The 1417-nt window shown below is 72.6% G+C and carries 2 protein-coding genes and 1 pseudogene; 2 read left to right on the forward strand and 1 reads right to left on the reverse strand.

The window, feature by feature from the left end; all coding sequences use genetic code 11:
* Positions 1 to 620 (forward strand): annotated as a pseudogene (locus FRW57_RS21540) (cobyric acid synthase); the annotation flags it as partial.
* Positions 621 to 673: 53 nt separating this feature from the next.
* Positions 674 to 1195 carry a SixA phosphatase family protein gene (locus FRW57_RS21545; RefSeq protein ID WP_152187033.1) on the forward strand — a complete coding sequence of 174 codons (522 nt, stop codon included), beginning with the start codon at positions 674 to 676 and terminating at the stop codon, positions 1193 to 1195.
* Between the two features lie 8 nt (positions 1196 to 1203).
* Here FRW57_RS21545 and FRW57_RS21550 read toward each other — a convergent pair.
* A partial coding sequence (locus FRW57_RS21550) for a YjbQ family protein (protein WP_162529466.1) occupies positions 1204 to 1417 on the reverse strand: 214 nt, incomplete at its 5' end.

Here is a 1417-nt window from a genome sequence, read left to right on the forward strand (position 1 = left end):
TGGCCGACCTGGTGGTCCTGCCGGGCTCGCGCGCCACGGTGTCCGACCTGTCCTGGCTCCGGTCGCGCGGCCTCGACCGGGCGTTGGCTCGGCGGGCCGCGGAGGGCCGTCCGGTGCTGGGTATCTGCGGCGGCTACCAGATGCTCGCCCGGACGATCGAGGATCCAGACGGTGTCGAATCACCTTCGGGCGGAAGCGTGCCCGGCCTGGGCCTCCTGCCGACGACGGTGCGGTTCGAAGCGGTCAAGAAGTTGGGGGCGCCACGGGGGGAGTGGCGCGGGACGGCCGTGACGGCATACGAGATCCACCACGGGACAACGCGGCTCCACCCGTCAGCCGCAGTACCGGACACCGTGGGGGATTCGCGCGAACGGTTCCTGGACGGGTGGCGGGTCGGCAGCGTCTGGGGGACGACCTGGCACGGCACGCTGGAGAACGACGCCTTCCGCCGCGCGTTCCTCCGGGCCGTCGGGCGACAGGCCGGTCTGCGGTGGCGTCCGCTGGCCGACGCTCCGGGTTTCGCACAGCGGCGGGAGGCGATGCTCGACCGGCTCGCCGACGCGGTCGAGGAGCACCTCGACACCGACGCGCTGTCGCGCCTGATCGGCCTGGAGGGCTGACGAGCCGACCGCCGAGGCATGACAAAGCTGCCCGGTCGCGGCATGCTCGAGGTATGACGCGCGCCAGCCACGACCGGACGCTCATCCTCCTGCGCCACGCGAAGGCCGAGCAGGGCAGCGGGGTGGATGCCGAGCGGAAGCTGACCGACCGCGGGGTGCGGGACGCCAAGGCGGCCGGCCGGTGGATCGCCGAGCACGGCTACGGCGCCGACGAGGTGCTGTGCTCACCGGCGGTCCGCACCACGATGACGTGCGACGCGGTGGCCACTGCGGGGTGCTCGGAGGCCGAGGTGCGGCACGACCGTCGGATCTACAACGCCAGTCCCGAGGCGTTGCTCGAGGTGCTTCACGACGCGCCGGAGGACGCGAATGTCGTCCTGCTGGTGGGCCATGCTCCCGGACTCCCTTCGCTCGCCAGCCTGCTCGCGGACGGCAAGGGGTCGACGATCGCCCACGAGCACATGTCCGAGGGGTTTCCCACCAGTGGGATCGCGGTCCTCAGCTACGCAGGGGCCTGGTCGGAGCTCGGGTTCGCGGACGCGCGGCTCGAACGCTTCGGCGTGGGGCGCGGCTGACTGCCCGGTCAGCCGGCCAGGAACGACAGCCGGACCCGGCGTTCCTCGTTGTCGACGTTGAGGTCAACCAGGCAGATGCTCTGCCACGTGCCGAGAGCGAGCCGGCCACCCTCGACGGGCACGGTGGCATACGGCGGGATGAGGGCCGGCATGACGTGCGAGCGGCCGTGCCCCGGCGTGCCGTGCTGGTGCCGCCAGCGGTCGTCGGCCGGCAGCAGGTCG

Source organism: Segeticoccus rhizosphaerae (assembly GCF_009192725.1).
Lineage (GTDB): Bacteria > Actinomycetota > Actinomycetes > Actinomycetales > Dermatophilaceae > Segeticoccus > Segeticoccus rhizosphaerae.

Coding starts and splice junctions, on each gene's coding strand:
- FRW57_RS21545 (WP_152187033.1), top strand. CDS start 674: ATGACGCGCGCCAGCCACGACCGGACGCTCATCCTCCTGCGCCACGCG.